This is a genomic window from Mesorhizobium sp. LNHC252B00, from assembly GCF_000502955.1.
Classification (GTDB): domain Bacteria; phylum Pseudomonadota; class Alphaproteobacteria; order Rhizobiales; family Rhizobiaceae; genus Mesorhizobium.
Genome location: NZ_AYWO01000130.1, coordinates 1 through 424, shown reverse-complemented (window position 1 = coordinate 424; position 424 = coordinate 1). Strand labels below are relative to the sequence as shown.

The window sequence follows — 424 nt, the reverse complement described above, 5'->3', positions numbered from 1 at the left end:
ATGGCCAGATGTCGGCGATCATCACCGCGATCAGCGCCAGCGTCGGGTCCGAAAGCCAGGCAATGGTGACTTGCGTGCCCGTGATTGCCGACAGAATGTCGTTCACCGGGCCGCCCGACTGGAACAGCATGAAGAACATGTAGCCGGCCACCGCCGGCACCACCATCATAGGCATCAGCAGGACCGAATAGAAGATGCGCTTGCCGGGAAAGTCGTCGGCGAACAGCGTCGCCAGCGCCAAGCCTAACAAGAATTCGGCCGGCACGCAGACGACCATGACGATAACCGTGCGCTTCAGCGCACTCCAGAAGCGCGCGTCGGCGGCAAGGTCGGTGTAGTTGGCGAAACTGTTCCACATCTCCCAGGCATTCCACCAGCCGAGGCCCGAGAGTGGCGACCAGTCGGTGACGCTGATGTAGAGCTG

Annotated in this window: 1 protein-coding gene; it reads right to left on the bottom strand. The window is 61.8% G+C overall.

Going from position 1 to position 424, the window contains the following annotated elements; translation table 11 throughout:
• Positions 1 to 424 (bottom strand): sugar ABC transporter permease (locus tag X744_RS139645; RefSeq protein ID WP_023763260.1); only part of this gene is annotated, 424 nt, incomplete at both ends.